Genomic DNA, 25,858 nt, shown 5'->3' on the forward strand with positions numbered 1-25,858 from the left:
AGCCGGAGGTGCACGGGCGAGGACTGCGCGGCCCGCGGGCGGAGCCCGCTGTCGGATGGGGTAACCCCGCAGCCGCCCAGGACGCCGAGCGTGTGGTCGTCCGCATCCGGCCGCGGAAGGTTGTCGGGCGGTTGTGAGAGCGCCGGGGGGCCTCGGGCGCCTCTGAGGCCCGGCATTGCGGGGAAGGGCGTGAGGCACTCTGTCACGCCCACTACTCTGGAGTGGTGACGATTCGCCTGTACGACACCAGCGCCCGGCAGATCCGTGACTTCACCCCGGTCAAGCCGGGCTGTGTCTCGATCTACCTGTGTGGCGCCACCGTGCAGGCCGCACCCCATATCGGCCACATCCGCTCCGGCCTGAACTTCGACATCATGCGCCGCTGGTTCGAGTACCGCGGCTACCAGGTGACGTTCATCCGCAACGTCACCGACATCGACGACAAGATCATCACCAAGAGCCACGAGCAGAACCGCCCGTGGTGGTCGATCGGGTACGAGAACGAGCGCGCGTTCAACGAGGGCTACGCCGCCCTCGGCTGCCTCCCGCCGACCTACGAGCCCCGCGCCACCGGCCACATCACCGAGATGGTCGAGATGATGCAGGGCCTCATCGAACGCGGGCACGCCTACGAGGCCGACGGCAACGTCTACTTCGACGTGCGCTCCTTCCCCGGCTACCTCCAGCTGTCGCGGCAGGAGCTGGACAACCTCCAGCAGCCCTCGGGCACCGGCGAGACCGGCAAGCGGGACCCGCGCGACTTCGCCATGTGGAAGTCCGCCAAGCCGGGCGAGCCGTCCTGGCCCACCCCGTGGGGCCCCGGCCGTCCCGGCTGGCACCTTGAGTGCTCGGCGATGGCCCACAAGTACCTGGGCAGCGTCTTCGACATCCACGGCGGCGGCCTGGACCTGATCTTCCCGCACCACGAGAACGAGATCGCCCAGGCCAAGGCCTACGGCGACGACTTCGCCCGGTACTGGGTGCACAACGCCTGGGTCACCATGGCCGGCGACAAGATGTCCAAGTCGCTCGGCAACAGCGTCCTGGTCAGCGAGATGGTCAAGCAGTGGCGCCCCGTCGTACTGCGCTACTACCTGGGCACCCCGCACTACCGCTCGATGATCGAGTACAGCGAGGAGGCGCTGCGCGAGGCCGAGTCCGCGTTCGCGCGGATCGAGGGCTTCGTCCAGCGCGTCACCGAGCTGGTCGGCAAGACGGTCGAGCCGTCCGACGAGGTCCCGCCCGCCTTCGCCGAGGCGATGGACGACGACCTGGGCGTCCCGCAGGCCCTCGCCGTCGTGCACACCACCGTCCGGCAGGGCAACAGCGCACTGGCCGCCGACGACAAGGAGGCCGCCGTCGCCCGGCTCGCCGAGGTGCGCGCCATGCTCGGCGTCCTCGGCCTCGACCCGCTCGACCCGCACTGGGCCGGCGAGTCCGGCGACCGCAGCGAGGACCTGAACGGCGTGGTCGACAGCCTCGTACGCCTCGTCCTCGACCAGCGCGAGTCCGCCCGCGCCCGCAAGGACTGGGCCACCGCCGACGCCATCCGCGACCAGCTCAAGGAGTCCGGGCTGGTCATCGAGGACAGCCCGCAGGGCCCGCGCTGGAGCCTCGGCGCGCGCTGATCCCTCTTCGATCCGGTGATCGATTGTGCCGCCCGGCCTCCCGGGCGGCACACTGCATAGACGTACGTATCCGCACGCATCACGAAGACAGGTAGGTCATGGCCGCGAACAACCGTCGCATGTCCGGCAAGAAGGGCGCGCAGGTCGGCAGTGGCGGCCAGCGGCGCAAGGGGCTGGAGGGCCGGGGGCCGACCCCGCCGGCCGAGATGCGCAAGGGCCACAAGAAGAACCGCATCGCCAACGCGAAGGCGAAGCAGGCCGTGCGCCGCCCCGTGGCCCGGGGCCGCGGCGGCAAGTCCGCCTCCGAGCTGGTCGTCGGCCGTAACCCGGTCGTCGAGGCCCTGCGCGAGGGCGTCCCCGCCTCCACCCTCTACGTCCAGCAGTTCATCGACAACGACGAGCGCGTCCGCGAGGCCCTCCAGCTCGCCGCCGAGCGTGGCGGCATCAACCTCATGGAGGCCCCGCGCCCCGAGCTGGACCGCATGACGAACGGCCTCAACCACCAGGGGCTCGTCCTCCAGGTCCCGCCGTACGAGTACGCGCACCCGGAGGACCTGCTCGACGCCGCCGCCGAGGAGGGCGAGGATCCGCTGGTCGTCGCCCTGGACGGGGTCACCGACCCGCGCAACCTCGGCGCCGTCGTCCGCTCCGTCTCCGCGTTCGGCGGCCACGGCGTGGTCGTGCCCGAGCGCCGCTCGGCCGGCATGACCGCCGGCGCCTGGAAGACCTCCGCCGGTACGGCCGCCCGCACCCCGGTCGCCCGCGCCACCAACCTGACCCGGACCCTGGAGGCCTACAAGAAGGCCGGCCTCACCGTGGTCGGTCTCGCGGCGGACGGCGAGGCCGAACTCGGCGACCTGGAAGCCCTGGAAGGCCCGGTCGCCATCGTCGTCGGCAGCGAGGGCAAGGGCCTGTCCCGCCTCGTCGGCGAAACCTGCGACTTCCGCGTCCGCATCCCGATGCCGGGCGGCGCCGAGTCGCTCAACGCCGGTGTCGCGGCGGGCATCGTGCTGTACGAGGCGTCGCGCAGGCGGAGCTGAACAACGGTCCGGACGGGCTGAACACCCGTCCGGAACCTCACCCCTGCGGGGGCATTCGCGCGTCCATGGGGCGTTCGGGACGGCTTTGACGGAGTCCGGACACATCCGGCCGGTCAAAGCAGTGTCCTAACGCCACGTCACTCGGTTAGATGAGTGTGGACACCAGAACACCCCGCACACCCACGGGGGACCGCTCGTCGGGATACGACGACGCTCCCGCGCTGAGCATGGTGAAGGTGCCGAGCGATCCGGCGCAGGTCATCGTCAACCACGCCAGCTTCCGCGTACAGCTGGGCGCGGCGGCGAGTCGGACCCAATCCCCGCGCATCGCCCGGCACCTGAGCGCCGGCCAGGACACCGCCCGGATGCCCGTCGTGGGCACGGCGGGCCGGGCCGGCGCCACCGGCCGCCGCCGCCCCGTCGTGTGGAGCGGCAAGTCCGCCCCCGACGACACCGGCGCCCACCGGCTCCTCCAGGCCGTGCGGGGCAGCAGCGTCCGCCACGCCGACGAGCCCGAGGCCGGCGCCACCCAGGTCATCCCGCGCGTCCAGACGGGCTACGCCGACACCTACGACGCCCTCGACCAGACCGTCGAGACCCCCGTCGTCGGCCACCAGCGCACCGCCCCCGACGCCGACGGCACCCGCCTCCTGCCGCACATGCGCACGGTCACCGGCGCCTACGACGACCCGCCCCACCCCGACACCGGCCACGAGCCGTACGACACCTACGACGGTTACGACGGCTACGACGACCCGGCCGACCTCGACACCGACCCCGACCACCCGGGCCCCGCCAGGCGCCAGGGCGACGACCCCGCCCGGCACGCCTACTACCCCGGCCGCCGGCTCAACCTCGGCGTCGTCCTCCTCCCGCTGCGCATCTTCCTCGGCTTCATCTCCCTCTACGCCGGCATGGGCAAGCTGTGCGACCCCGTCTACTTCGACGGCGGCAAACGCGGCTCCATGGTCAAGTGGCTCAACACCCTGCACCCCTGGGACGTCGCCGAGCCGCTGCGCCAGTTCGCCCTGCACCACCCGGTCGGCTCCGGCCTGGTCATCGCCTTCCTCCAGGTCGTCGTCGGCGTCCTGACCATCCTGGGCTGCTGGCAGCGCGTCACCGCCGTGGTCGGCGCGGCGCTCTCCGCCGCCCTGATCGTCACCGTCAGCTGGAAGACCGTCCCCGCCTACGACGCCCCGGACATCATCTACCTCGCCGCCTGGTCGCCCCTGATCATCGCCGGCGCCCCCGTCTACTCCGTGGACGGCCGCCTCGCCGGCAGCGCCTGGCGCCGGCTCGGCCCTCGCGCCGACATCTGGGAACTGCGCCGCTACGTCCTGCGCCGCGGCGCCCTGGTCACCGTCGTCACGGTCGGCCTGACTCTGCTCATCGGCTCCCTGCTGGGCGGCGCGGTCCGCGACTCCAGCCGTGTGGTCGTCCCCGGCCCCGGCGAGGCCCCCCGCAACCAGCTCCCCGGCTCCCCCCTCCCGGAGGAGCCCGGCAAGCGGCACCGGACCACCCCGCCGGCCTCCACCTCCCCGACGGGCGGCGCCACCGCCGGCGCGAGCCCCTCCGGCCCGGCGACGACCCCGGGCACGAGCCGCAGCACCACCGGCGCCACCACCACGACCCCCACCCAGACCCAGGGCACCACGGGCCAGGTTCCGCCCCGCCAGACCTCCCCCACGGGCGGTGGAGCCCCCAGCACGACAGCGGGCCCGACGACCACGGGCGGCGGCACGAGCACCAGCGGCTCGACCACGGGCGGCAGCACGTCCTCGGGCGGCAGCAGCACCTCCACCGGCCAGCCGGGCCTGGTGGGCGGCCTGCTGGGCTGACGGAACAGGACGGAACCGGACGGAACAAGACAACAGAGGGGCCCTGTACCTCCCTCGGTACAGGGCCCCTCTTCCGTCTGCGGCTACCGCCCCAGAGCAGCGAGTTCCTTGGCCGCCTCCGTCAGATCCTTGGCCGTGTCGATGGCCCGCCAGTACGCCCCCTGCGGAATGGGGAACCCGGCCAGCTTCTTCTCCCGCGCCAGCCGCGGGAACGTCGTCCGCTCGTGATCCCCCCGCTCGGGCAGCAGGGAAGCGAACTCCGGCGAGAACACATAGACACCGGCATTGATCTCGAACGTCGACGGCGGCGCCTCGATGAAGTCGGTGATGTGCCCGAACCCGTCGGTCCTCACCGCACCCCACGGAATCCGCGGACGAGCCAGCGCCAGGGTGGCCACCGCGTCCCGCTCGGTGTGGAAGTCGGCCATGTCCCGCAGCGAGAACCGCGTCCAGATGTCCCCGTTCGTGGCGTACCAGGGCCGGTCGGGGTGCGGCAGACGTGCCGCGGCGTACCGCAGGCCACCCCCGCGGCCGAGGGGCTCGGTCTCCACGACCGTGGTGACGGAGACGGGAAGGTCGGCCGAGTCCAGCCACTTCTGGAGGACGTCGGCGAGGTGGCCGCAGGAGACCACCACGTCCGTCACGCCTTCCTCGGCGAGCCAGGTGAGCTGGTGGCCGATGATCGGAGTGCCCGTACCGGGGATCTCGACCATCGGCTTCGGCCGGTCATCGGTGTACGGACGCAGCCGTGAGCCCTGGCCACCGGCCAGGACCACGGCTTGAGTGGGGCGCGACGCGGCGTTCGGATGGGTCATGACCGCACTGTACGTGGCGCCCCACCACGGCGGGTCGGCGGCAACGCCCTTCTTGAGGAGCCGTTACCGACTTCCCACCGGAACTCAGCTGTGCGCGGCCAGGACGCCCGAGGCGAAGGACGTGTCGCACACCGGGCGGGCGTACGACTGCGCGCGCGAGGCGCCGTAGATGCGCACCGCGGCCCGGCCGAGGGCGCGGGCGATGGAGGAGCAGTGCCGGGCCAGCGCGGGGTGGCCGTTGACGGCCTGCTGGAGGTGGGTGAGGGCCACCCCCGGGTTCCTGCTCTGCAGCTCGGTCATCAGCCGGTCGCGGAGCACGTCCTGCGGGGCGTGGGAGACCCTCCTGACGGGGGCTTCCGCCACCGAGACGTCGGAGGCGGCCAGCACCGAGCTGGACGGGCTGCCCGTCCAGTTGACCCGGGTGACCGCGAGGGTCCCGGAGAGCACCAGGACGACGGGCAGGACGAGGGCGAGAGTGCGGCCGATCCGGCGGGCAGGGCCGCCCCGGTGGCCGCGTCGCGTCTGTGGGGTGGTGGAGTGCTTCACGCGTGTGAGGGTAGCGCCCAGTGATGATTTGGAGACATTGAGTCACTCTTATGGGGGATGAGAAGGCGTCGATTTCCGGGTAACGGGTTGACGAAGCACCCGACGACAAGATCCACAGCGAGATCAAAAACGAGATCAAAAACGAGATCCGACGACGAGATCACGGGAAGGGCCCCGCACGCCGAGCGCGCGGGGCCCTTCCGATGCCGCGGGCCGTCAGTCGGACAGCCGCTCGCCGGTGGACGTGGAGAACACGTGGGTCTCGCCCGGCCGCGGCACGACGTGCAGCGTGGAGCCCTTCTCCGGCACCTGCCGGCCGTTCACCCGGACGACCAGGTCCTTGACCTCGCCGCCGACCTCCGCGGTGCCGTACACGTAACCGTCGGCGCCCAGCTCCTCGACGACGTTCACGGAGACGGCGAGGCCGGCCGGGGCGTCCGCGGAGTCCTTGGACAGCGAGGCCGCGACCGTGCTGTTGTGCTCGACCACGTCGAAGTGCTCGGGACGCACGCCCACGGTGACCGTGCGGTCACCCTTGTCGGCGGCGGCCGTCAGGGCCTCCCGGTTGACCGGGACGACGCTGTTGCCGAACTTCACACCGCCGTCGGTGATCGGCACCTCGACCAGGTTCATGGCAGGGGAGCCGATGAAGCCGGCGACGAAGAGGTTCGCGGGCTTGTCGTACATGTTCCGCGGCGAGTCCACCTGCTGCAGCAGACCGTCCTTGAGGACCGCCACCCGGTCGCCCATCGTCATGGCCTCGACCTGGTCGTGGGTGACGTAGACGGTGGTGATGCCGAGACGGCGCTGCAGGGACGCGATCTGCGTACGGGTGGAGACACGGAGCTTGGCGTCCAGGTTGGACAGCGGCTCGTCCATCAGGAAGACCTGCGGCTCACGCACGATCGCACGGCCCATGGCGACACGCTGGCGCTGACCGCCGGAGAGCGCCTTCGGCTTGCGGTCCAGGTACTCGGTGAGGTCGAGGATCTTCGCGGCCTCCTCGACCTTCTGCCGGATCTCCGCCTTGTTGACGCCGGCGATCTTGAGCGCGAAGCCCATGTTGTCGGCGACCGTCATGTGCGGGTACAGGGCGTAGTTCTGGAACACCATGGCGATGTCCCGGTCCTTCGGCGGCAGGTGCGTGACATCGCGGTCACCGATGCGGATGGCGCCGCCGTTGACGTCCTCCAGGCCCGCGAGCATCCGCAGGGAGGTGGACTTTCCGCAACCGGACGGGCCGACCAGGACGAGGAACTCGCCGTCCTCGATCGCGATGTCGAGCTGGTCGACGGCGGGCTTGGTCGAACCCGGGTAGATCCGGGTCGCCTTGTCGAACGTGACAGTGGCCATGGTGAATGGGCCCCCTTCTACCGGCAGGAACGTGCCGGACGATCCGTTGTAGGAAGGTGGTTGGCGTAGTCCACCGGAGTGAACTGGATCAGGACGGTACCTGGCGTTCACCGGCTCTGTCAGTACCCGGGCCCTTGTGAACTTCGCGGAAATTTTCGACGGGGCGGCACCCAGACCTGGGTACACTGCACGAGCACCCAGGTGCGCGCCTCCTTAGCTCAGCTGGTCAGAGCGCCGCTCTTGTAAAGCGAAGGTCGTCGGTTCGAATCCGACAGGGGGCTCGATCAGCCCAGGCGGGACCCGTTCCCACCTGGGCTTTCTCATGTCAGCCAGCAGTCAGCAGGCGGGCGATCTCCAGCTGCCGCGGCTCGATGGGACGGCCGTCCTCCACGTCCCACAGGGCGTTCTGGAGGAGCCGGCCGAGGGTCCAGGCGCGGGCCCGGTCCCGGTCCAGGCCGAGGACGTCGGTCATGGCGTCGAAGCGCCAGCGGACCTCGGCCGGGTCGTAGCGGTTGTCCAGGGCGGGCCACAGTTCGAAGCCGGGGTCGCCGGCCAGCGGCTTGGGGTCGATGGCGAGCCAGTCGGCGCGGCCGGCGGCGAGGACGTTCTCGTCGTGCAGGTCCCAGTGGAGGAGTCGGTCGCCGGGTTCGGTGACGACCTCGCGTACGGCGGCGGCGCAGTCGGCGACGGTCCGGCGGACCTCGGGGTCGGGGATGCGCCGCAGGGCCCGCGGGGTCTGTTCCAGCATGGCCTCGGCGATGTCGCCGAGGCGGCGCAGGCCGGGCGGGGCGGGGAAGGACGTCAGGTGGGCCAGGAGCCGGGCGATGACGAGGACGGCCTCGCGGGTGTCGGGGAGGCCGGCGAGCATCCGGGACTCGTCCAGGCGTTCCAGGAGCATGGTGCCGGTGGCCGGGTCGTGCTCGAGGAGTCGTACGGCGCCGTCGCCGTTCCAGACGCGCAGTGCGACGGGTTCGCCTTCGCTCTCCTCGTCCAGCAGCTGGAGCTTGAGGACGGCGCGGAGGCCGTCGGTGCGGACGACGGGGAGGACGAGGGCGCTGACGCCGTTCATGGAGGGCCCGTCGAGTGTGAGCCGCCAGCGGTCCAGGAAGCCGGCCGCGAGGTCCGGGAGCGCGGCGATGAAGGCGCGTCCCGCCGCGCCGTTGTAGGTCTCCTGGGCCTCCGCCAGCTCACCGGGGATGTCAATCATGAATCGGACGTTAGTGGCGTGCGTGAATCGGCTCATGCGAATTTTCCGGGGCCTGAGCGGGGTGCGGGCGTATGTCCGCAGTGCTCCCGGCACCTGTGTGTGGCTGGTGATCCTGTTCGTCACGACGGTGGCGTTGCACCACATGCCGCCGGAGTTCGAGGAGCATTTCCTGCGGCGGCGGTCGACGAACCTCCATGAGCTGTCCCGGAACCCGGTGCGGGCGCTGGTGGCGAGTGCGATGTGGATCGAGAGCGGCCACTGGGTGCCGTACGCCGTGCTGTACACGGTGTTCCACGCGCCGGCGGAGCGGTGGCTGGGGACGGCGCGCTGGCTGGCGGTCTGCGCGTTGGCGCATGTCCTGGCGTCGCTGATCAGTGAGGGGGTGCTGCTGGAGGCGATCCGCCGGGGTGTGGCCCCGCATACGGCGGTCGACACGGTGGACATCGGGGTGAGTTACGCGTTGGCCGGGGTGATCGCGGTGCTGGGGTACGGGATCGCGGTGCCGTGGCGATACGTGTACCTGCTGGTGGTGCTGGTCGTGTTCGGGCTGCCGCTGGCCATGGGGCCGACGTTCACCGATTTCGGTCACTTCCTCGCCGTGCTGATCGGTCTGGCCTGCTATCCGCTGGTCAGGGGCCGGGGAAAAGCATGGAATCCGAAGGAGACACTGGCCGGGCTCAGGGGTTAACGTCCCGGCCATGAGCAGCTCGGCGAGCAGTGTCGTGAACGGCGGGATCTCCTTCTGGTACGCGGACGACGGTCTTCCGGCGGTACGGGAGCCGCTGTCCGGGGACGCGTCGGCCGACGTGGTGATCGTGGGCGGCGGCTACACGGGGCTGTGGACGGCGTACTACCTGAAGAAGGCCGCGCCTTTCCTCCGTATCACCGTCCTGGAGCAGAAGTTCTGCGGGTACGGCGCCTCGGGCCGTAACGGCGGCTGGCTGTACAACGGGATCGCGGGCCGGGACCGGTACGCGAAGCTGCACGGTCATGAGGCCGCCGTTCGGTTGCAGCGGGCGATGAACGACACGGTGGCCGAGGTGATCACGGTCGCCGAGGCGGAGGGCATCGACGCCGACGTGCACAGGGGCGGTGTCCTGGAGGTGGCCACGACCCCGGCGCAGCTGGCGCGGCTGAAGGCGTTCCATGAGCACGAGCTGTCGTACGGCGAGAAGGACCGGGAGCTGTACGGCGCGCGGGAGACGGCGGAGCGGATCCGGATCGCGGACGCGGTCGGCTCGGCCTGGACCCCGCACGGTGCCCGGTTGCACCCGGTGAAGCTGGTGAAGGGCCTCGCGGCGGTCGTGGAGGCGCTCGGGGTGACGATCCACGAGTCGACGCCGGTGACGGAGATCCGCCCCAAGCACGCGGTCACTCCTTACGGCACCGTCCGCGCGCCCTACGTCCTGCGCTGTACCGAGGGCTTCACGGCCTCGCTGAAGGGCCAGCGGCGGACGTGGCTGCCGATGAACTCCTCGATGATCGCGACGGAGCCGCTGTCCGAGGAGCAGTGGGCGGGGATCGGCTGGGCGGGCCGGGAGACCCTGGGCGACATGGCGCACGCGTACATGTACGCGCAGCGCACGGCGGACGGCCGGATCGCGCTCGGCGGGCGCGGGGTGCCGTACCGGTTCGGTTCGCGCACCGACAACGACGGCCGGACGCAAGCGGCGACGGTCGAGGCCCTGCGGGAGATCCTGACCCGCTTCTTCCCGTCCCTGGCGGGTGTCCGGGTCGAGCATGCCTGGTCGGGTGTGCTCGGTGTGCCGCGTGACTGGTGTGCCACGGTGACTCTCGACCGTTCCACGGGTCTGGGCTGGGCCGGCGGCTACGTCGGTTCCGGTGTCGCCACCGCCAACCTGGCCGCCCGCACACTGCGCGACCTGGTCCAGCAGGACTCCGGGCAGGGTGGCCGGACGGAGCTGACGGACCTGCCGTGGGTGAACCACAAGGTCCGCAAGTGGGAGCCGGAACCTTTCCGCTGGCTGGGCGTCCAGGGCATGTACGCCACCTACCGCACCGCCGACCAGCGCGAACGTCTCCAGCCGGGCACGGAGTCCTCCCGGCTGGCGAGGGTGGCGGACCGGATCGCGGGACGGCACTGAGACACGGCCGGTGGTCCGGTTACCCTCCCCCCATGATCCGTACCGCGACCCCCGCCGACATCCCCGTCATCCACGCCCTGATCCGTGAACTGGCCGAGTACGAGAAGGCGTCGGAGGAGGTGCGGGCCAGTGAGGAGCAGTTGCGGGAGGCGCTGTTCGGGGAGCGGCCGGCCGCGTTCGCGCACATGGCTGTGGATGAGGGGAGCGGGGAGCCGGTCGGGTTCGCGTTGTGGTTTCTGAACTTCTCGACGTGGCGTGGGGTGCACGGGATCTATCTGGAGGATCTGTATGTGCGGCCGTCGGCGCGCGGGGGTGGGCACGGGCGGGCGTTGCTGGCCGAGCTGGCGCGGATCTGTGGGGAGCGGGGGTATGAGCGGTTGGAGTGGTCGGTGCTGAACTGGAACCGGCCGGCGATCGGTTTCTACGAGGCGCTGGGCGCCCGGCCGCAGGACGAGTGGACGGTGTACCGGCTCACGGATGAGGCGCTGGCGGCGCTGGGGTCGGGTCGCTGAGTCCGGTCAGGGTTCCAGGACCACCTTGCCGATGGTGCGGCGCTGCTCCAGTGCCCGGTGGGCGGCGGCCGCTTCCGCGAGGGGGTAGCGGGTGACGGCCGGGCGGAGCCGGCCCTGGGCGGCTTCGCTGAGGGCGCGTAGTTCCAGTGCGCGCAGGCCGCCGGCCTTCTGGAGCATCGCCGGGCCGAGTACGGACTGGGAGAGGCCCTCGATGAGGTAGGCCTCGCCCTGGGCGATGCCTTCCGCCGACCAGCCGAAGACCAGGTGGCGGCCGCCGGGGGCGAGCAGGGCGACGGTGTCGCGGGCGATGGTTCCGCCGACGCCGTCGTAGACGATGGTGGCGGGTCGGCCGCCGAGGTGGGCGCGGACCTTGGCGGGCCAGTCGGGGTCGGTGTAGTCGACGGCGAGGTCGGCGCCGTTCGCCCGGACGCGGGCGGTTTTCTCCGGTCCGCCGGCGAGGCCGATCACGTGCGCCCCGGCGTTCTTGGCGTGCTGCACGAGCAGGGTGCCGATGCCGCCGGCCGCGGCCGGTACGACCACGACGTCGTCCGGTCCGGGCTCGGCGAACTGGACGATGCCGAGGGCCGTACGGCCGGTGCCGATCATGGCGACGGCCGCGGCGGCGTCCAGGTTCTCCGGGATGTCGTGGAGGCGTTCGGCCTCGGTGACGGCGCGTTCGGCGTAGCCGCCGGGGTTGTAGCCCAGATGGGCCACGACCCGCCTGCCGAGCCAGAGTCCGTCCACGCCGTCGCCGAGTGCGTCCACGACTCCGGCGACCTCCCGGCCGGGCACGGTGGGCAGGGCGGGCAGTTCGGGCAGGGGGCCCTGGTGTCCTTCCCGCAGGGCCGCGTCGAGCAGGTGCACCCCGGCGGCGGCGACCGCGATCCGTACCTGGCCGGGGCCCGGGACCGGGTCCGGGAGTTCCTCGTAGGTGAGGTTCTCGGCGGGGCCAAAGGAGTGGAGGCGGATGGCGTGCATGGGATCCCCCCGGGGAGACGGCGCGGTGAAGTGGGCGCTGCGGTACGGCTCTTGGCGCCCCCTACCCTCCGACCTCAAGCGCGCTTGATGTCAAGGGCGGGCCGGCCGAGGATCAGGGAGACCGCCGTCACCGCGCTGTTGAAGGAGACCTCCGAGAGCACGCCCGGGGCCGCGACCTGGTCGCCCGCGAGGTAGATCCCGTCGCCGCGGTCCACGGCGGGCCGGTCCCGCCAGGTGCGGCCGGGCAGGTCCACGGCGCCGGTACGGCCGTCCGACACGGCCTCGCGCCGCCAGGTCACCCGCTCCCGCCAGTCCCGGAAGCTCAGGTCGAGCAGTTGCTCGGCGCGGGTGACGGCGTCGGCGCGGCTGTCGCCGGGGCCCACCGGGAACTGCCCCTGGAGGAGTTGTTCCCCGGCCGGGGCGAGGGAGGGGTCCTGGGCGGTGAACCGCTCGATCCAGCCGGGCGCGTCGAGGTCGGAGACGGCGAAGGGGTCCCCGCGCCGGGTGCGCAGGGCGAGGTCGAGGAGGACGGTGCGGCCGCTGGGCCAGGTCAGTGTGTCGTCGCGGAGCAGTCGTCCGGCGGCGGGCAGGGCGGTGGCGACGACGACCGGGGTGTTCTCCGGCAGCTCGTCCACCCGGGATCCGGTCTCGATGCGCACGCCCAGTCGCGCGGCCCGTGCGGCCATCCGGTCGATGACCGTGCCCCAGCCGCCGCGGGGGTAGTGGGCCTCCGGGGGCAGTTTGGTGGCCCGGCGCAGGCGTTCCTGGACGAAGGCGGCGGACAGGCTGCCCGGGTCGTGGTGGAAGAGGGCGACGGCGACGTAGTGGGCGGCGGCCCGGGCGCCCTCCTCGCCGGCGAATCCGGTCGCCCAGTCGAGGAAGTCGGTGTCGACGGGGGCGGGGCCGATGCGGCGCCGGAGCAGTTTGAGCAGGGGGAAGGGCGGGGTGCGGCGCAGTGCGCCGCGGTGGCGCAGCCGCAGCCGGGCGGCTTCCAGGGGTGGCAGGGGGGCGAGGGGGCCGATCAGGTCGCGCCGGCTGAGCCAGGTCCAGTGGGGGCCGCCGGCGTAGAGGGCGTGGGGGCCTTCGTTGGTCCGGTAGGGCCCGGTCGCGGTGCGGGCGCGTCCGCCGAGGGTGTGGTGGGCCTCGTACACGGTGACCTTGGCGCCGGCCTCGGCGGCGGTGATCGCGGCGGTGAGTCCGGCGAAGCCGCCGCCGATGACGGTGATGTGGTGCATATGGGGCCTCCCTGGGTCGGTTCACCTGTTCCGGTGGTACGACGGCGGGGGCGGTGCCGGATGTGACATGCCGGTGTACGTCTCGGTGTGTGTCCGGTGTTTTCGCAGGTCGGGGGGATTGTCAGTGGTGGGGTGCAGCATGGGGGCATGGTGAGGCGAGCGACGGGCAGGGGCACGGGCCGGGACGCGGCGGGGGTGAAGGGCGCGCGGCGGCCGGAGGTGCGGCTGCCTCCGCTGGAGCCGTGGGCGCAGGGGGAGTTGGAGCCGGACGGTGACTATGACGGGGTGGAGTTCCGGGAGCTGGACCTGAGCGGGCAGGACGGTGTGGGCGCCCGGTTCATGGACTGTGCGCTGACGGGGTGCGCGGTGGACGGGACGGCGCTGGGGCGGGCCCGGGTGCTGGACTCGGTGCTGACCGGACTGCGCGGTGTCGGCACGCAGTTCGCCGAGTCGACGTTCCGTGATGTGGAGCTGGTCGACGCGCGTCTGGGCGGCACCCAGCTGCACGGTGCCGTGCTGGAGCGGGTCGTGGTCCGGGGCGGAAAGATCGATTACTTGAATCTCCGCGAGGCCCGGCTGAAGGACGTGGTGTTCGAGTCCTGTGTGCTGGTCGAGCCGGATTTCGCGGGGGCGCGGCTGGAGCGGGTGGAGTTCGCCGACTGCGCGGTGAAGGGGGCCGACTTCGGTGGTGCCACGCTGAAGGACGTGGACCTGCGCGGTGCCGAGCCGCTGGAGGTCACCCGGGGCCTGGACCGGCTGTCCGGTGCGGTGATCAGTACCGGACAGCTGCTGGATCTGGCGCCGGTGCTGGCGGCGGAGCTGGGGATCCGGGTGGAGGGGTGAGTTCTGAGAGAGGTCTGAGCGGCCACTGTGCCGGAGGCCCTGTCATCATGATCGGGTAAGCACACCAACTGCCTTCTACGGGGGAAGGACCCGAATGAACTTCCGTATCACCCGCAACCGTTTGGCCACCGCCGCGGTGAGCGCCGCCGTCGCGGGCGCGCTCGCGGTGAGCGCCTCGCCGGCCTCGGCGTCCGCGTCCAGTGGCTATGTCAACGGCGGCGGCTCGTTCTACGACGACTTCGCCGACGAGGGCACGCTGTCGACCACGTCGCACAAGGACAGCAACGCGACCTGCCTGTGGCAGATCATCCTGTACGCGGAGGGCGTCAAGGAGAGCAACGGCACCCAGTTCGACTGGGACGACATCAACGGCAAGTTCGGCTCGAACACCGCGTACGCCACCAAGCAGCTGCAGAAGGCCTGGGGCCTGACGCAGGACGGCAAGGTCGGCAACAAGACCTTCGGCGCCGCCGATGACAAGTGGAACCCCACCACCAGGGCGGGCGAGCTGGAGTACCGGAGCACCGGATCGACCGACGCCACCAAGTACAAGGTGCGGTACCACGGTTCGCGCTACTACTTCGACATCTACCGGACCGCGAGCGGCAAGTACCGCTTCTACCACAAGAACGTCTGGCACTACGCGAGCTACAAGAACGACAGCAGCTGCAGCTGACGCACGCCCCCGCCTGCGCTGCGACGCCGGTCCGGCTCTCGGTGCGGGCGGGGGGCGGGTCCGGCGCGGGGTGTGACGTCTCACGCCTCAACTGCGCTGAGGTTAACGGGGGTTGAGTCAGACCCCCGCGTTCGCATAACGGATTTCGTAGCACGGCTTTCGGATACGAACACGTAAAGTCTTGACGGCGCTCTGTCAAACGGGCGGGTTCAGGTGTCACTCTCTCCTCGCCCGCCGCAACTCTGTGCATCCCCTGTGATCCATCTGTGTCTCCACCCCACGAGACCAGTCCGAAGGAGATCGAGTGAGACAGCAGCCCCACGTCACCGGCGCCTCCCGCACTCCCCGCAAGACCGCCGTGCGCGCCGCCGCCCTGGTCGGCTCGGCGGCGATGGTGGTCCTCGCCCTGCAGAACGGCGCCGCGACCGCCGCCCCCGCACCGCACGCCTCCGGCGCCCAGGCGGTGGCGCTCAGCGCCCCGGCCCGTGCCGCCGCGCTGAAGTCGGCCCAGGAGCACGCCGGTGCGGCGGCCCGTGAACTCGGGCTCGGCGCGAAGGAGAAGCTGGTCGTCCGGGACGTGGTCAAGGACGCGGACGGCACCGTCCACACCCGCTACGAGCGCACGTACGCCGGTCTGCCCGTGCTCGGCGGCGACCTGGTCACCCACGTCGCGAAGAACGGCTCGCTCAAGGGCGTCAGCAAGGCGAGCAAGGCCCGGATATCCGTGCCGAGCACGACGGCGGCCGTGTCCGCGGCGAGCGCGGAGAAGACCGCCCTCAAGGCCGCCGGCACCGAGAAGGCCACCGCCGCCACCGCCCGCAAGGTCGTGTGGGCCGCCGGCGGCACCCCGGTCCTCGCCTACGAGTCCGTCGTCAAGGGCGTCCAGCACGACGGCACCCCGAGCGAGCTGCACGTCATCACGGACGCGCGCACCGGCAAGCGGCTGCACTCCTTCGAGGCCGTCGACACCGGCACGGGCACCAGTCAGTACAGCGGCACCGTCCCGCTCGGCACCACCGCCGCCGCCTCCGGCGGCTACGACCTCACCGACGGCGGCCGCGGCGGCCACAAGACGTACGACCTGAACGGCGGCACCACCGGCACCGGCACCCTCTTCCACGACGCCGACGACGTCTGGGGCGACGGCACCGTGAACAACCGGCAGACCGCCGCCGTCGACGCCGCCTACGGTGCCGCCGTCACCTGGGACTTCTACAAGTCCGCGTTCAACCGCAACGGCATCGCGGGCGACGGCAAGGCCGCCTACTCCCGCGTCCACTACGGCAACGCCTACGTCAACGCGTTCTGGAGCGACAGCTGCTTCTGCATGACGTACGGCGACGGCGCGAACAACGCCGACCCGCTGACCTCGCTCGACGTGGCCGGGCACGAGATGAGCCACGGCCTGACCGCGGCCACCGCGGGCCTGAAGTACAGCCGGGAGTCGGGCGGCCTGAACGAGGCGACGTCGGATATCTTCGGCACCTCGGTGGAGTTCTTCGCGAACAACTCCGCCGACGCCGGTGACTACCTCATCGGCGAGAAGATCGACATCAACGGCGACGGCACCCCGCTGCGCTACATGGACAAGCCCAGCAAGGACGGCGCCTCCGCCGACTACTGGTCGCGCACCGTCGGCCGCCTGGACGTGCACTACTCCTCCGGTGTCGCCAACCACTTCTTCTACCTGCTGTCCGAGGGCAGCGGCGCGAAGACCGTCAACGGGGTGTCGTACAACTCCCCGACCTACGACGGCTCCACGGTCACCGGCATCGGCCGGGACAAGGCGGCGCAGATCTGGTACAAGGCGCTGACCACGTACTTCACCTCGTCCACCGACTACGCGGGCGCCCGCACCGGCACCCTGCAGGCCGCGGCCGACCTGTACGGCTCGGGCAGCGCGGAGTACAAGGCGGTGGCGGCGGCCTGGACGGCCGTGAACGTCAAGTAACCCCGTCCGCGGGGCAGTACGCCGGCCGGGCCGCCCGTCGTCACGGGTGGTCCGGCTTGCCGTCCCCGTACAGCCAGTCCTTCCAGATCCCGGAGAAGTCCTCCTCCGGGGCCTGCTCCTCCACGTACTTCGTGAAGTCGGCGGTGCTCGCGGTGCCGTGCCGGTGGGCGGCGGCCCAGCCCTGGATGATGTCGTAGAAGGTGTCGTCGCCGACCTTCTGCCGGATCTTGTGCAGGACCATCGCGCCGCGGTCGTAGACCGGGGTCTCGGAGATGTGCGCGGCGCTGGGCGGTGTCGCCGGCGGGAACGCCCAGATCTCCTCGCGGTCGCTCTCGTAGAGGCGGGTGAAGGTCTGCTGGACGGTGGGCCCGTCGTGGTCCTCCTTGTACAGCCACTCCGCGTACTGCGCGAAGCCCTCGTTCAGCCACATGTCCCGCCAGGAGCGGGGGGTGACCGAGTCGCCGTACCACTGGTGGGCCAGTTCGTGCACCAGGGTCGAGGTGTCGAGCTGGTCGGCGGGGAAGACGGGGCGGTTCTGGGTCTCCAGGGCGTAGCCGGCGTCGCCGGGGCGGTCGACGATCACGCCGGCCGAGGAGAACGGGTACGGCCCGAAGTTGGTCTCCGCCCAGTCGAGTATCTCGGGGATCTTCGCGAGCACGTCGGCGCTCTCCTCGGCCTCGGCCGGGTCGACGGCGGTGACGACGGGCAGGCCGTGCGGGCCGGAGCCGCGGGTGATCTCGTAGTGACCGATGGCGACGGTGGTGACGTAGCTCGCCATGGGTTCGGCGGTGTGCCAGTGGTAGGAGGTACGGCCGCCCCGCGTGCGCTGCTCCTGCAACTCGCCGTTGGAGACGGCCTGCAGGCCCTTCGGGACGGTGACCGTGATGTCGTAGGCGGCCTTGTCGGAGGGGTGGTGGTTGCCGGGGAACCAGGCCATGGAGCCGACGGGTTCGCCGAGGGCGAGGGCGCCGTCGGCGGTGGGCAGCCAGCCCTCCTCGGAGTCGTCGGAGTCGGTGAGGGTGCGCGGGGTGCCCGAGTAGCGGACGGTGGTGCGGAAGGTCTCGCCCTTACTGAGGTCGTCGTGGGGGCGGACGGTGAGTTCCTGGCCGGTGCGGCTCCAGCGGGCGTCCCTGCCCTCGACGCGGACCGAGTCGACGTGCAGCCCGGCGAGGTCGAGGTCGAAGGCGGACAGGTCCCGGGTGGCCCGGGCGGTGATGACCGCGGTGCCGGTGAGCCGGCGGCCGGCCGGGGTGTAGTCCAGGGTGAGGGCGTAGTGGCCGACGTCGTAGCCGCCGTTGCCGGCCTTCGGGAAGTACGGGTCCCGCACGCCGGAACCGCCCGGGGTGCCCCGCACACCGCCGTCGCACGCGGTGGCCGTGAGGACGAGGGCGAGCAGGGCGGCGAGGGCCGGGACAAGGCGTACGGATCTGGACATGTCATTGATCTTAGGCGGGCCGGGTGCACCGCGGGCGGGGTTCGGCGGGCCGGGGCCGGCGTCCGGTGGACCGAAGGCGGGGTTCGGCGGGCGGGCGTGACACCATCTCCCCCGTGCTCGACATCGGCTACGCCCTCTCCAACCGGTTCCCGGACCCTCCGCAGACCGACTACCGCCACGCGGACGTGCACGCGCTGCGGTACGACCTGTTCTGCGGGGATGTGTATCTCGCGGACACCGAGACCGACCGGGAGTTGTCCACAGCCTGGGGATGGGTGCCGGTGCTGGACTTCGCGTGGGCGCTGTGCGACATCGTGGAACGGCTGGACCGGGACCCGATGGGCTCCCGCGCGGCCCGGCCGCAGCGGGCGGAGCTGGACTTCACCGAGTCCACCGACCGGATGCTCTTCGAGCGCCGCTTCGGCTGGGTCGACATCACCGCCGACTGGATGCCGGCCGAGGAGTCCCCGCTGACCTTCTCCCACACCGAACTGCGCCGCGAGGCCCGGGACTTCCTCCACGACCTGCTCGCGGACCTCACCGACCTGCACGAGGACCTGGCGGAGAACCCGGCGATCTGGAGTCTCCAGGCCCGCTTCCCGCGGGTCCCGTAGCCACGCCGGTGGAGGAAGGCCCCCGGGGCGCCGGGGGCCTTCGCGGCCGGCTCGTCGCTCAGACGTTCACACCGAAGTCCTGGGCGATGCCCACCAGGCCCGAGGCGTAGCCCTGGCCCACCGCGCGGAACTTCCACTCCGCGCCGTTGCGGTACAGCTCGCCGAAGATCATGGCCGTCTCGGTGGCCGCGTCCTCCGACAGGTCGTAGCGCGCGATCTCGGCGCCGCCGGCCTGGTTGACGATGCGGATGTAGGCGTTGCGGACCTGGCCGAAGTTCTGGCCGCGGTTCTCGGCGTCGTAGATGGAGACCGGGAAGACGATCTTGTCGATGTCGGCCGGGAGGGCGGACAGGTTGACGTTGATCGCCTCGTCGTCGCCCGCGCCCTCGCCGGTGCGGTTGTCGCCGGTGTGGACGATCGAGTTGTCCGGGGTCTGCTTGTTGTTGAAGAAGACGAAGTGGGCGTCCGAGTAGACCTTGCCCTGCCCGTTCACCGCGATCGCGGAGGCGTCCAGGTCGAAGTCCGTGCCGGTGGTGGTGCGGACGTCCCAGCCGAGACCCACGGTGACGGCGGTCAGGCCCGGAGCCTCCTTGGTGAGCGAGACGTTTCCGCCCTTGGACAGGCTTACTGCCATGGTTCGGGGGTCCTTCCCTCGTTGCGTACGCGGTGCGTGTCGAAGCTACAGCTACCCGTATGAACGTCGAAGGGGCTCCCCAAGGTTCCGGCGCACTTTACCTTTTTTACCCACGCCAAATTCGAGTGACGCGGACGGGACACAGCCGGGAACATGGACCGCATGTCCGGTCCCTATGTCATCCGTGGCTCCGTCTCCCTCCCGGAGGCCGAGCTGATGTGGCGTTTCTCCAGGTCGTCGGGGCCCGGCGGACAGCACGTCAACACCAGCGACTCCCAGGTGGAGCTGCGCTTCGACCTCGCCCGCACGGAGGCGCTGCCCCCCGTGTGGAAGGAGCGGGCGCTCACGCGGCTGGCCGGCCGCCTCGTGGACGGGGTGGTGTCCGTACGGGCCTCGGAGCACCGCTCCCAGTGGCGCAACCGCGAGGCCGCCGCCGTACGCCTCGCCGCGCTCCTCGCCGAGGCCAGCGCGCCGCCGCCGAAGCCGCGCAAGCCGACCCGCATCCCGCGGGGGATCAACGAACGCCGGCTGCGGGAGAAGAAGCAGCGCGCGGAGACGAAGCGGGGCCGTTCGGGACGGGACTGGTGACAGCCGGGGCGGGACCGGGCCCGGCCGGGGGCGGGGCGCCTGTCACAACTCCGGGTTCCCGTTCGTCAGGGGTGGTGCGGCAGCACTCGTCAGGGTGGTGCGGCAGCACTGAGGACGACCGGGAACGACGATGGAGAGGCCGGAGCCACCCATGACCGACAACGATTTTCTCGCCGAGCGGTTCGAGGCCTACCGGGGGCATCTGCGGGCCGTCGCCTTCCGGATGCTCGGCTCCGCGGCCGAGGCGGAGGACGCCGTCCAGGAGGCGTGGTTCCGGCTGAGCCGGTCCGACACCCGGGAGGTGGAGAATCTCGGCGGCTGGCTGACGACCGTCGTCGGCCGGGTCTGCCTCGACATGCTGCGCTCCCGCCGCACCCGGGGCGAGGAGCCCCTGGAGAGCTGGCAGCCCGCGCCGTCCGCCGAGCCGGACCCCGCGCAGAACGCCCTGCTCGCCGACTCCGTCGGGCTGGCCCTGCTCGTCGTGCTGGACACGCTCTCGCCGGCCGAGCGGCTGGCCTTCGTGCTGCACGATTTGTTCGGGGTGCCGTTCGAGGAGGTCGGCCGCATCCTGGGGCGCAACGCGCCCGCGGCCCGGCAGCTCGCCAGCCGGGCCCGGCGCCGGGTGCGGGGCGTGGAGGCGCCGGAGGCGGACCTGGCCCGGCAGCGGGAGGTGGTCGACGCGTTCCTGGCCGCGGCGCGGGGCGGTGACTTCGACGGGCTGCTCGCGGTGCTCGACCCGGACGTGGTGGCCCGTACCGAGGCGGGCGTGAACAGCGGTGCGGCCCGGGTCGCCGCCGGTGCGGCGAGCTTCGCCCACCTGGCGCGCATCGCGCGTCCGGTGCTGGTGGACGGCGCGACCGGCCTGGCCGTGTTCGCCGACGGCCGCCCGGAGCGGGTCCTGGCCTTCACCTTCGTCGCCGACCGCATCTCGGTGATCGACATCATCACCGACGCGTCCCGGCTGGCCGGCCTCACGCTGGAGGAGGTCTAGCCCACAGCAGGCCCAGGCGGAGGTGGAACTCCTCGGGGACTGTGGCGGCGATGTCCAGCCGCCACAGTCCCCGAGCGGCGCGGTGGCCGGGGCGGACGCGGATGCCGACGGCGGTGGCGAGGTTCTGCGGGGTGACGTCTTGCGGACGTGGGCTCATCCGCGCACCGCGGGCACGCGCGCCCCGCCCGCGCCACGGCATTTCCCGGCTCGGCCCGGCCGCCGGTACCCGTCGCGGGCGCTCAGCCCAGCTGCCGGTACCGGCCGCGGAAGTACAGCAGCGGGCCCCCCTCGGCGCTGGGCACCCGCGCGGTGAGGACGCGGCCGATGACGAGGGTGTGGTCGCCGGCGGTCACCCGCTGCTCGGTCCGGCACTCCAGGGTGGCCAGCGCGCCGCCGACCAGCGGGGCGCCGGTGGCCTCGCCGCGGGCGTAGGGGATGTCCTCGAAGAGCAGCCGGTCGCTGATGCGGCCCTTCATCGCGAAGCGGCCCGCGATGTGCCGCTGGCTCTCGGCGAGGACCGACACCGCCCACAGCGGCTGCTCGTCCAGCAGGTCGTCCATGCGGGAGCCCTCGCGCAGGCTGACCATCACCAGCGGCGGGTCGAGGGAGACGGACAGGAAGGCGGTGGCGGTCATGCCGACGTCCTCCATGCCCGGCGCCTCGGGGTCGTCCGGGTCCAGCGGCGGTTCCTGCGCGGTGACCAGGACCACGCCCGCGGCCAGCCGGGACATCGCGGCCCGGAACTCGTCGTTGCTCACCCCCTCAGCATGCCCGGTGGGCAGGGGGGCGGTGGGGGAGGGAGTCTTCAGCACGCCGGAAACGCTAGTCTCCGCCGCGCGCCGGCCGCATCGGCCCTCCGCCTGAGCCGGGTCCTAGGACCAAGGGCGCACACGGGCATGCTTCAGGCGTGCATGATGTGGGCACGCGTGCACGCCATGCGTTCAGTAAACGCACAGGCAAAACGCAGAAACTCTACTCAATTGTTCACGTTCTCCTGTGACTTGAGTCACAAGGGGCAGGAATTGTTGACCCTGTGTACCGAGTGGGCAGCGCGCTGTGATTCAGTGGCGGGACAACCCTTCATTCGCTGCGAGGTCTCGGGGGGAGGGGCGAGCATGGAGACCGAGTCGGAGCCGTATGTCCGTCTTGCGTCCCTGCGACAGCTGCACCAGGTCATGGCCGACATGAACACGGCACGCAGCCTGGCGGACACACTGCAGACCGTCGCCGACGGCGTCGTCGGCGCCCTCGGGTACGAGATGGCGGCGGTGAACCTGGTACGGCAGGACGGCGATCTCGTGGTCGCCGCCTTCTCCGGCAACTCCGCCGCCGAGGCCCTGATCACCGGCCGGGTCGGCTCCCGCGAGTCCTGGGAGCGGCGGCTGAACATGGGCGAACGCTGGGGCGACCTCGTCTTCATACCGCACACCGAGGGCTGGGTCCTCGACGACGACGACGTCCCTCAGTGGTACACCGACGGGCCCGCGCCGCGCTTCGAGGACGAGTGGCACCCCTCCGACCGGCTTTTCGCCCCCATGTACACCCCCGGCGTACAGGGCGGCGCCTGCGGAGAGCTGCTCGGCGTCATATCCGTCGACCGGCCGCGCAACGGCCGCCGACCCGGCGCCTGGGGCCGCGAGGCCCTCCAGATGTACGCCTTCCAGGCCGCCATCGCGATCAGCAACGCCCGCCTGCGCGCCAACATGCAGCGCGCCCTGGTCCGCCTGGAGCGCGAGCAGCAGGCCTTGCGCGCCAGCGAGGAATCCTTCCGGCAGGCCTTCGAGTACGCCCCCTCCGGCATGGCCATCGCCGAGATGGGCGGCGACCAGCACGGCCGCATCCTGCGCACCAACGACGCCCTGTGCCGGCTGCTCGGCCGCCCCGCCTCCGCGATGCGCCGCTACTCCTTCGCCGACCTCGTCCACCCCGAGGACATCGGCACCCTGCTGCGCACCTCGGCGGAGGGCGGCCGCGCGGAACTCCGCCTGGGCCGCCGCGACGGCACCTACGTGTGGGTGTCCCTGCGCAACAGCGTCGTCGCGGACGCCGCCGACGGCCCCCGCTTCCTCCTCACCCACGTCGAGGACATAGAGGAGCGCAAGCGGCGCGAGCTACAGCTGGCCCACCGCGCCTCCCACGACTCGCTGACCGGCCTGCCCAACTCCGCCGAGCTGCGCTCGCGCCTGTCGGCCCGGCTCTGCCAGCGCCCCGCCCACGCCGGCGGCCCGGACTCCGTGGACTCCCTGGACGCCGCCTACAGTCACCCGGTCTTCGACCTTCCGGCCGGCCACGGCTTCGACTTCGCGCCGGGCACGGAGGGGTACGACGCCTACGACCACCATGTGCACACCGTCGCCCCCGAGGACGGCCGCGACGACGGCACCAAGGGCCTCGCGGTCCTCTTCTGCGACCTCGACGGCTTCAAGTCGATCAACGACCGGTTCGGGCACAACGCGGGCGACGCCGTGCTCATCGAGGTCGCCCGGCGGCTGAGCAACGGCGTCCGGGACGGCGACACGGTCGCCCGGCTCGGCGGCGACGAGTTCGTGATCCTCGCCGACGGCCTCGGCCGGGCCGACGCCCAGGACCTCGCCGTACGGCTGCGCAACGAGATCATCCAGCCGATCCGGGCCGAGGGCCGGGCCGTCCGGGTGGGCGCCAGCTTCGGCATCGGCTGGGCACACTGCGGGATGACGGCGGACGAGGTGCTGAAATCCGCTGACGAACGGATGTACGTAGAGAAACGATCTCGTCCCAAACAGCACCGCCGCGCCGGATGAAGCGCAGGTCAGCGAGTTGATGCGGTCCCAGTCACCCGTTTGGACGAGTGAGAGCGGGTAGGCTCGCCATTCCAACCCCTACCGCATCCGCCCGCACCTGTTGAGGAGTACCAAGGGATGACGCCCGGCGACAACGGCGCGAGCACGCCCGAGGACGACGACCCGTTCGGCTACCTGTACGCAGACGGCCAGGCCCGGGGAGCCCAGCCGCCGTCCGGCGGTTACGGCTACCCGAACTCGGTCAGCAGGGTGCGCACGGTCGGCGAGCGCAGCTACGGCGCGCAGCAGGCACCCTACGGTGCGCAGCCGACCGCCCCTCAGCAGCAGGGTGCCTACGGCCACCCGAACGCCCACTACCAGGCCCCGGAGACGCTGCCCGGCGGCGCCCCGTCCTCCCGCCACCCCGCGCCCCCCGCGCCCGGCCGTCGCGGTCCCAACACCAAGGGTCTGCTGATCGGCGCGATCGCGGTGGTCGCCGCGGTCGTCATCGGCATCGGCGTCGCGATGATCAACGGCAACACGGACGACGACAAGTCCGGCAACGAGGCCCAGCCGACCCCGACCCAGTCCCAGAGCGGCAAGCCGAGCCCGTCCAGCAGCAACTCGGCGGCGAGCGACTCGATGAAGTCGGACGCCTCGGCGCTCACGCCGGTCGGCGGTGCGTCGAAAGCTTCGGACGTCAAGGGCGCGACCTCCTCCGACGGCAGCTATGTGACGGGGCTCAACCAGCCCGGCGCCTCGGTCACCTGGAACGTCAACGCCCCGTCGGACGGCACGTACACCCTGTTCGTGTACTACAGCGCGGCAGGCGACGATCAGTCGATGTCGGTCACCGTCAACGGCACCCCGTTCGGCAGCAAGCTGGACATGCAGAACTACCGGCACGCCAAGGACGGCGACTTCGCCAACGGCTGGACCTACTCCTACGTGTGGCCGACCCTGAAGCAGGGCCCCAACACGATCTCCATCTCCTGCGGCGCCGGCGACAAGTGCAACGCCCTGATCAGCAACGTCAAGCTGAAGCCGGGCCAGGTCAAGAAGGACAGCTAGGCCGCGCTGACCCCTCCGGTCACCGTCACCCGTTCCCGCAGTTCCTCGTACGCCGCCCGGTCGAACTCGCCCGCCACGGGCGCCCGTACCGTGGCCGTCGCCAGGGCGGCCGCGCGGATCAGGCGGGACGGCCAGGGGAGGTGTTCCACCAGGCCGGAGAGGAGGCCGGCCACCGCCGAGTCGCCGGCGCCGGTCGGGTTGCCGTGGGCGTGGGCCGGTGGGGCGGCGCGCCAGCGGCCCTCGGGGGTGACGGCGAGCAGGCCGTCCGCGCCGAGGGAGGCGACGACCGCGTGGGCGCCGCGCCGGCGGGCGTCCTGGGTGGCGCGCAACGGCTCGTGGGAGCCGGTGAGTTCGGCCAGTTCGTCCGCGTTGGGCTTGATGATGTCGGGTCTGGCCGCCACCCCGCGGCGCAGCGGTTCGCCGCTGGTGTCCAGCAGCACCGGGACGCCGGCCGTGCGGGCCGTGCGGACCAGGTTCGCGTACGCCCCCACCGGCACCCCCGGCGGCAGGCTGCCGCACAGGGCCACCGCCGAGGCGCCGGGCACCAGTTCCTCGTAGCGGTCCAGGAAGGTGCCCCACTCCGCGGGGGTGATCTGCGGCCCGGGCTCGTTCAGCTGGGTGGTGTCCCCGGTCAGCTCGTCCACGACCGCGATGGTGCGCCGGGTCGCCCCGGAGACCGGCACCAGCGCGTCCACCACGGGCCCGGGCACGTCCGCGAGCCCGGCCCGCAGCACCTCGCCGGTCGGCCCGCCCGCGAACCCGGTGACCGTCACCGCGTGTCCGAGCGCGGCCAGCACGCGGGCGACGTTCACGCCCTTGCCGCCGGGGCGTTCGGTGACCTCCGAGACCCGGTGCGAGGTGTGCGGGCGCAGCGACCGTACGCGATAGGTGATGTCGAGAGCGGTGTTCAGCGTGACCGTGAGGATCACCCGGGCCGACCTCCCTCGAAGTCTGTGCGCCTGTCTCGGTTTCCGGGGGCACGATCATGCCAAAGAGACGGCGGTCGGCCCAGAGCGCGGGTCGGCCACCGTCTCTTCGA

At 71.7% G+C, this 25,858-nt stretch carries 24 protein-coding genes and 1 tRNA gene; 15 read left to right on the forward strand and 10 right to left on the reverse strand.

Annotated elements, in window-relative coordinates:
- Window positions 1-224: 224 nt before the first annotated feature.
- The 3 genes from cysS (at window position 225) to ACZ4U1_RS09470 (ending at window position 4,506) form a co-directional block, all read left to right on the forward strand.
- Complete coding sequence (gene cysS, locus ACZ4U1_RS09460) at window positions 225-1,628, forward strand: cysteine--tRNA ligase (protein ID WP_467901607.1); 1,404 nt, start codon at window positions 225-227, stop codon at window positions 1,626-1,628.
- A gap of 98 nt (window positions 1,629-1,726) precedes the next feature.
- On the forward strand, window positions 1,727-2,668 hold the full coding sequence (gene rlmB / locus ACZ4U1_RS09465; RefSeq protein WP_467901608.1) for a 23S rRNA (guanosine(2251)-2'-O)-methyltransferase RlmB: 942 nt from the start codon (window positions 1,727-1,729) through the stop codon (window positions 2,666-2,668).
- Between the two features lie 149 nt (window positions 2,669-2,817).
- Window positions 2,818-4,506: a DoxX family protein gene (locus ACZ4U1_RS09470; protein ID WP_467901610.1), complete on the forward strand. Its 1,689-nt coding sequence runs from the start codon at window positions 2,818-2,820 to the stop codon at window positions 4,504-4,506.
- Between the two features lie 83 nt (window positions 4,507-4,589).
- On the opposite strand, the gene ACZ4U1_RS09475 is transcribed toward ACZ4U1_RS09470, so the two are convergent.
- The 3 genes from ACZ4U1_RS09475 to ACZ4U1_RS09485 all read right to left on the reverse strand — a co-directional run bounded on the left by ACZ4U1_RS09475 (window position 4,590) and on the right by ACZ4U1_RS09485 (window position 7,220).
- Window positions 4,590-5,321, reverse strand: coding sequence for a nucleotidyltransferase family protein (locus ACZ4U1_RS09475; RefSeq protein ID WP_467901611.1), 732 nt, complete (start codon window positions 5,319-5,321; stop codon window positions 4,590-4,592).
- An 84-nt stretch (window positions 5,322-5,405) separates the two neighbouring features.
- Window positions 5,406-5,867 carry a hypothetical protein gene (locus ACZ4U1_RS09480; protein WP_467901613.1) on the reverse strand — a complete coding sequence of 154 codons (462 nt, stop codon included), beginning with the start codon at window positions 5,865-5,867 and terminating at the stop codon, window positions 5,406-5,408.
- Window positions 5,868-6,083: 216 nt separating this feature from the next.
- Entirely contained in the window at window positions 6,084-7,220 is a 1,137-nt protein-coding gene (locus tag ACZ4U1_RS09485; protein WP_467901615.1) for an ABC transporter ATP-binding protein, read from the reverse strand.
- 207 nt (window positions 7,221-7,427) lie between these two features.
- Between ACZ4U1_RS09485 and ACZ4U1_RS09490 the strand changes: the two genes are divergently transcribed.
- A tRNA-Thr gene (locus ACZ4U1_RS09490) sits at window positions 7,428-7,501 on the forward strand.
- A 44-nt stretch (window positions 7,502-7,545) separates the two neighbouring features.
- On the opposite strand, the gene ACZ4U1_RS09495 is transcribed toward ACZ4U1_RS09490, so the two are convergent.
- The gene (locus ACZ4U1_RS09495) at window positions 7,546-8,427 is read right to left on the reverse strand and encodes an aminoglycoside phosphotransferase family protein (RefSeq protein WP_467901616.1); all 882 of its coding nucleotides are present in this window, start codon (window positions 8,425-8,427) and stop codon (window positions 7,546-7,548) included.
- Between the two features lie 34 nt (window positions 8,428-8,461).
- Here ACZ4U1_RS09495 and ACZ4U1_RS09500 point away from each other — a divergent pair, with 34 nt between their 5' ends.
- From ACZ4U1_RS09500 to ACZ4U1_RS09510, 3 genes are read left to right on the forward strand one after another with little or no spacing between them, the layout of a single operon-like run.
- A complete protein-coding gene (locus ACZ4U1_RS09500) occupies window positions 8,462-9,115 on the forward strand; it encodes a rhomboid-like protein (RefSeq protein ID WP_467901618.1) in 654 nt (217 codons plus the stop codon).
- Window positions 9,116-9,125: 10 nt separating this feature from the next.
- On the forward strand, window positions 9,126-10,532 hold the full coding sequence (locus ACZ4U1_RS09505) for an NAD(P)/FAD-dependent oxidoreductase (RefSeq protein ID WP_467901620.1): 1,407 nt from the start codon (window positions 9,126-9,128) through the stop codon (window positions 10,530-10,532).
- A 32-nt stretch (window positions 10,533-10,564) separates the two neighbouring features.
- Window positions 10,565-11,044 carry a GNAT family N-acetyltransferase gene (locus ACZ4U1_RS09510; protein ID WP_467901622.1) on the forward strand — a complete coding sequence of 160 codons (480 nt, stop codon included), beginning with the start codon at window positions 10,565-10,567 and terminating at the stop codon, window positions 11,042-11,044.
- Between the two features lie 6 nt (window positions 11,045-11,050).
- Here the strand turns inward: ACZ4U1_RS09510 and ACZ4U1_RS09515 are convergent, their stop codons facing one another.
- Together ACZ4U1_RS09515 and ACZ4U1_RS09520 are read right to left on the reverse strand one after the other, a co-directional pair.
- Window positions 11,051-12,022 carry a zinc-binding dehydrogenase gene (locus ACZ4U1_RS09515; RefSeq protein WP_467901624.1) on the reverse strand — a complete coding sequence of 324 codons (972 nt, stop codon included), beginning with the start codon at window positions 12,020-12,022 and terminating at the stop codon, window positions 11,051-11,053.
- A 74-nt stretch (window positions 12,023-12,096) separates the two neighbouring features.
- A complete protein-coding gene (locus tag ACZ4U1_RS09520) occupies window positions 12,097-13,257 on the reverse strand; it encodes an FAD-dependent oxidoreductase (protein ID WP_467901625.1) in 1,161 nt (386 codons plus the stop codon).
- A gap of 147 nt (window positions 13,258-13,404) precedes the next feature.
- Here ACZ4U1_RS09520 and ACZ4U1_RS09525 point away from each other — a divergent pair, with 147 nt between their 5' ends.
- The 3 genes from ACZ4U1_RS09525 to ACZ4U1_RS09535 all read left to right on the forward strand — a co-directional run bounded on the left by ACZ4U1_RS09525 (window position 13,405) and on the right by ACZ4U1_RS09535 (window position 16,727).
- The gene (locus ACZ4U1_RS09525; RefSeq protein ID WP_467901626.1) at window positions 13,405-14,100 is read left to right on the forward strand and encodes a pentapeptide repeat-containing protein; all 696 of its coding nucleotides are present in this window, start codon (window positions 13,405-13,407) and stop codon (window positions 14,098-14,100) included.
- A gap of 94 nt (window positions 14,101-14,194) precedes the next feature.
- A complete protein-coding gene (locus ACZ4U1_RS09530; protein WP_467901628.1) occupies window positions 14,195-14,776 on the forward strand; it encodes a peptidoglycan-binding domain-containing protein in 582 nt (193 codons plus the stop codon).
- Window positions 14,777-15,167: 391 nt separating this feature from the next.
- Window positions 15,168-16,727 carry a M4 family metallopeptidase gene (locus ACZ4U1_RS09535; RefSeq protein ID WP_467902252.1) on the forward strand — a complete coding sequence of 520 codons (1,560 nt, stop codon included), beginning with the start codon at window positions 15,168-15,170 and terminating at the stop codon, window positions 16,725-16,727.
- 40 nt (window positions 16,728-16,767) lie between these two features.
- Here the strand turns inward: ACZ4U1_RS09535 and ACZ4U1_RS09540 are convergent, their stop codons facing one another.
- Complete coding sequence (locus ACZ4U1_RS09540; RefSeq protein ID WP_467901629.1) at window positions 16,768-18,162, reverse strand: M1 family metallopeptidase; 1,395 nt, start codon at window positions 18,160-18,162, stop codon at window positions 16,768-16,770.
- 113 nt (window positions 18,163-18,275) lie between these two features.
- On the opposite strand from ACZ4U1_RS09540, the gene ACZ4U1_RS09545 reads away from it, so the two are divergent.
- Window positions 18,276-18,776, forward strand: a complete 501-nt coding sequence (locus tag ACZ4U1_RS09545) for a hypothetical protein (RefSeq protein WP_467901631.1) — start codon at window positions 18,276-18,278, stop codon at window positions 18,774-18,776.
- Window positions 18,777-18,834: 58 nt separating this feature from the next.
- On the opposite strand, the gene ACZ4U1_RS09550 is transcribed toward ACZ4U1_RS09545, so the two are convergent.
- On the reverse strand, window positions 18,835-19,410 hold the full coding sequence (locus ACZ4U1_RS09550) for a TerD family protein (RefSeq protein ID WP_467901632.1): 576 nt from the start codon (window positions 19,408-19,410) through the stop codon (window positions 18,835-18,837).
- Between the two features lie 153 nt (window positions 19,411-19,563).
- Between ACZ4U1_RS09550 and arfB the strand changes: the two genes are divergently transcribed.
- Both arfB and ACZ4U1_RS09560 read left to right on the forward strand, forming a co-directional pair.
- A complete protein-coding gene (gene arfB, locus ACZ4U1_RS09555; protein WP_467901633.1) occupies window positions 19,564-19,998 on the forward strand; it encodes an alternative ribosome rescue aminoacyl-tRNA hydrolase ArfB in 435 nt (144 codons plus the stop codon).
- Between the two features lie 151 nt (window positions 19,999-20,149).
- A complete protein-coding gene (locus ACZ4U1_RS09560; protein WP_467901634.1) occupies window positions 20,150-20,989 on the forward strand; it encodes a sigma-70 family RNA polymerase sigma factor in 840 nt (279 codons plus the stop codon).
- A gap of 239 nt (window positions 20,990-21,228) precedes the next feature.
- Here ACZ4U1_RS09560 and ACZ4U1_RS09565 read toward each other — a convergent pair whose 3' ends face one another.
- On the reverse strand, window positions 21,229-21,801 hold the full coding sequence (locus ACZ4U1_RS09565) for a flavin reductase family protein (RefSeq protein WP_467901635.1): 573 nt from the start codon (window positions 21,799-21,801) through the stop codon (window positions 21,229-21,231).
- 303 nt (window positions 21,802-22,104) lie between these two features.
- On the opposite strand from ACZ4U1_RS09565, the gene cdgB reads away from it, so the two are divergent.
- Both cdgB and ACZ4U1_RS09575 read left to right on the forward strand, forming a co-directional pair.
- Window positions 22,105-23,769, forward strand: coding sequence for a diguanylate cyclase CdgB (gene cdgB, locus ACZ4U1_RS09570; protein ID WP_467901637.1), 1,665 nt, complete (start codon window positions 22,105-22,107; stop codon window positions 23,767-23,769).
- Between the two features lie 117 nt (window positions 23,770-23,886).
- Window positions 23,887-24,819, forward strand: a complete 933-nt coding sequence (locus ACZ4U1_RS09575) for a CBM35 domain-containing protein (RefSeq protein WP_467901639.1) — start codon at window positions 23,887-23,889, stop codon at window positions 24,817-24,819.
- On the opposite strand, the gene ACZ4U1_RS09580 is transcribed toward ACZ4U1_RS09575, so the two are convergent.
- Complete coding sequence (locus ACZ4U1_RS09580) at window positions 24,816-25,748, reverse strand: 1-phosphofructokinase family hexose kinase (RefSeq protein ID WP_467901641.1); 933 nt, start codon at window positions 25,746-25,748, stop codon at window positions 24,816-24,818. The two genes, ACZ4U1_RS09575 and ACZ4U1_RS09580, sit on opposite strands and share 4 nt — an antisense overlap.
- Window positions 25,749-25,858 lie beyond the last annotated feature (110 nt).

It is taken from the genome of Streptomyces sp. NPDC028928, from assembly GCF_055564915.1.

What these genes read in the sequence shown, in the direction of transcription:
- ACZ4U1_RS09510 (WP_467901622.1), top strand. Translation starts at nt 10,565, where the DNA reads ATGATCCGTACCGCGACCCCCGCCGACATCCCCGTCATCCACGCCCTG.
- ACZ4U1_RS09515 (WP_467901624.1), bottom strand. Translation starts at nt 12,022, where the DNA reads ATGCACGCCATCCGCCTCCACTCCTTTGGCCCCGCCGAGAACCTCACC.
- ACZ4U1_RS09500 (WP_467901618.1), top strand. Translation starts at nt 8,462, where the DNA reads ATGCGAATTTTCCGGGGCCTGAGCGGGGTGCGGGCGTATGTCCGCAGT.
- ACZ4U1_RS09470 (WP_467901610.1), top strand. Translation starts at nt 2,818, where the DNA reads ATGAGTGTGGACACCAGAACACCCCGCACACCCACGGGGGACCGCTCG.
- cdgB (WP_467901637.1), top strand. Translation starts at nt 22,105, where the DNA reads ATGGAGACCGAGTCGGAGCCGTATGTCCGTCTTGCGTCCCTGCGACAG.
- arfB (WP_467901633.1), top strand. Translation starts at nt 19,564, where the DNA reads ATGGACCGCATGTCCGGTCCCTATGTCATCCGTGGCTCCGTCTCCCTC.
- rlmB (WP_467901608.1), top strand. Translation starts at nt 1,727, where the DNA reads ATGGCCGCGAACAACCGTCGCATGTCCGGCAAGAAGGGCGCGCAGGTC.
- ACZ4U1_RS09505 (WP_467901620.1), top strand. Translation starts at nt 9,126, where the DNA reads ATGAGCAGCTCGGCGAGCAGTGTCGTGAACGGCGGGATCTCCTTCTGG.
- ACZ4U1_RS09540 (WP_467901629.1), bottom strand. Translation starts at nt 18,162, where the DNA reads ATGTCCAGATCCGTACGCCTTGTCCCGGCCCTCGCCGCCCTGCTCGCC.
- ACZ4U1_RS09575 (WP_467901639.1), top strand. Translation starts at nt 23,887, where the DNA reads ATGACGCCCGGCGACAACGGCGCGAGCACGCCCGAGGACGACGACCCG.
- ACZ4U1_RS09520 (WP_467901625.1), bottom strand. Translation starts at nt 13,257, where the DNA reads ATGCACCACATCACCGTCATCGGCGGCGGCTTCGCCGGACTCACCGCC.
- ACZ4U1_RS09530 (WP_467901628.1), top strand. Translation starts at nt 14,195, where the DNA reads ATGAACTTCCGTATCACCCGCAACCGTTTGGCCACCGCCGCGGTGAGC.
- ACZ4U1_RS09525 (WP_467901626.1), top strand. Translation starts at nt 13,405, where the DNA reads ATGGTGAGGCGAGCGACGGGCAGGGGCACGGGCCGGGACGCGGCGGGG.
- ACZ4U1_RS09485 (WP_467901615.1), bottom strand. Translation starts at nt 7,220, where the DNA reads ATGGCCACTGTCACGTTCGACAAGGCGACCCGGATCTACCCGGGTTCG.
- ACZ4U1_RS09560 (WP_467901634.1), top strand. Translation starts at nt 20,150, where the DNA reads ATGACCGACAACGATTTTCTCGCCGAGCGGTTCGAGGCCTACCGGGGG.
- ACZ4U1_RS09550 (WP_467901632.1), bottom strand. Translation starts at nt 19,410, where the DNA reads ATGGCAGTAAGCCTGTCCAAGGGCGGAAACGTCTCGCTCACCAAGGAG.
- ACZ4U1_RS09495 (WP_467901616.1), bottom strand. Translation starts at nt 8,427, where the DNA reads ATGATTGACATCCCCGGTGAGCTGGCGGAGGCCCAGGAGACCTACAAC.
- ACZ4U1_RS09535 (WP_467902252.1), top strand. Translation starts at nt 15,168, where the DNA reads ATGGTGGTCCTCGCCCTGCAGAACGGCGCCGCGACCGCCGCCCCCGCA.
- ACZ4U1_RS09475 (WP_467901611.1), bottom strand. Translation starts at nt 5,321, where the DNA reads ATGACCCATCCGAACGCCGCGTCGCGCCCCACTCAAGCCGTGGTCCTG.